Raw genomic sequence first — 1,498 nt, 5'->3', positions numbered from 1 at the left:
CCTGTGGATGGACGCGACACACAGCGTCAGCAAGGCCCAGGGCCACAACTCGGCAATGGTCACACTGGTCCTCAGCACGCTGCTGACGTTGCTGCTGGGCGCCAAGCTGTTCGGTCTGTACTGAGCCCTCGAGGACAACAACAATGAGTACTTTCGGCTCCAAGCGCATCGTCGTCGGTGCGCATTACGGCCTGCGTGACTGGCTCGCGCAACGCGTCACCGCCGTGCTGATGGCCCTGTTTACCGTCGTGCTGCTGGTGCAGGTGCTGATGCCCGGCGCCCTCGGCTATGACCGCTGGGCGGCGATCTTTTCCCAGCAGTGGATGAAGGTCATCACCTTCGTGACCATCCTGTCCCTGGCCTATCACGCCTGGGTCGGCATGCGTGACATCTGGATGGATTACGTGAAGCCTGTCGGCGTGCGCCTGGCACTGCAGGTGTTCACGCTCGTTTGGCTTGTGGGTTGCGCTGGTTGGGCGATCCAGGTTCTGTGGAGACTCTGATGGCGCAGCTTGCGACCCGTAAGTTTGATGTGGTGATCGTCGGGGCCGGTGGCTCCGGCATGCGCGCCTCGCTGCAACTGGCATTGGCCGGCCTGAACGTGGCCGTGCTGTCCAAGGTCTTCCCGACCCGCTCGCACACCGTCGCCGCGCAAGGCGGCATCGGCGCGTCCCTGGGCAACATGTCCGAGGACAACTGGCACTACCACTTCTTCGACACCGTCAAGGGTTCGGACTGGCTGGGCGACCAGGACGCCATCGAGTTCATGTGCCGCGAGGCGCCCAAGGTCGTCTACGAGCTTGAGCACTTCGGCATGCCCTTCGACCGCAATGCCGACGGCACCATCTACCAGCGCCCGTTCGGCGGCCACACCGCCAACTACGGCGAGAAGCCCGTGCAGCGCGCCTGCGCCGCGGCCGACCGCACCGGCCACGCGCTGCTGCACACGCTCTATCAGCAGAACGTCAAGGCGCGCACGCAGTTCTTCGTCGAGTGGATGGCGCTGGACATCATCCGCGACGCCGAGGGCRATGCCGTCGGCGTGACCGCGCTGGAGATGGAGACGGGCGAGGTCCAGATCCTGCACGCCAAGACCGTGCTGCTGGCCACCGGCGGCGCCGGCCGCATCTTCGCGGCCTCCACCAACGCCTTCATCAACACCGGTGACGGCCTGGGCATGGCGGCGCGTGCCGGCATCCCGCTGGAAGACATGGAGTTCTGGCAGTTCCACCCCACCGGCGTGGCCGGCGCGGGCGTGCTGCTGACCGAAGGCTGCCGCGGCGAAGGCGCGATCCTGCGCAACAGCAACGGCGAGCGCTTCATGGAGCGCTACGCCCCGACGCTGAAGGACCTGGCGCCGCGCGACTTCGTGTCGCGCTCGATGGACCAGGAGATCAAGGAAGGTCGCGGCTGCGGTCCCAACAAGGACTATGTGCTGCTGGACATGACCCACCTGGGCGCCGAGACGATTGCCAAGCGCCTGCCGTCGGTGCTGGAG

At 66.1% G+C, this 1,498-nt stretch carries 2 protein-coding genes and 1 pseudogene; all 3 read left to right on the top strand.

What is annotated here, in order from left to right:
• Nucleotides 1–124: pseudogene (locus tag AC1DU6_RS30945) on the top strand (succinate dehydrogenase, cytochrome b556 subunit); the annotation flags it as partial.
• A 19-nt stretch (nucleotides 125–143) separates the two neighbouring features.
• The gene (gene sdhD / locus AC1DU6_RS30940; RefSeq protein WP_056196389.1) at nucleotides 144–503 is read left to right on the top strand and encodes a succinate dehydrogenase, hydrophobic membrane anchor protein; all 360 of its coding nucleotides are present in this window, start codon (nucleotides 144–146) and stop codon (nucleotides 501–503) included.
• Nucleotides 503–1,498 (top strand): FAD-binding protein (locus AC1DU6_RS30935; protein ID WP_477861941.1); only part of this gene is annotated, 996 nt, incomplete at its 3' end. The genes sdhD and AC1DU6_RS30935, both read left to right, overlap by 1 nt.

It is taken from the genome of Roseateles sp. P5_B10 (assembly GCF_056400485.1).
The sequence above is the reverse complement of the archived record's forward strand: the minus strand, read 5'-3'. Positions and strand labels throughout refer to the sequence as shown.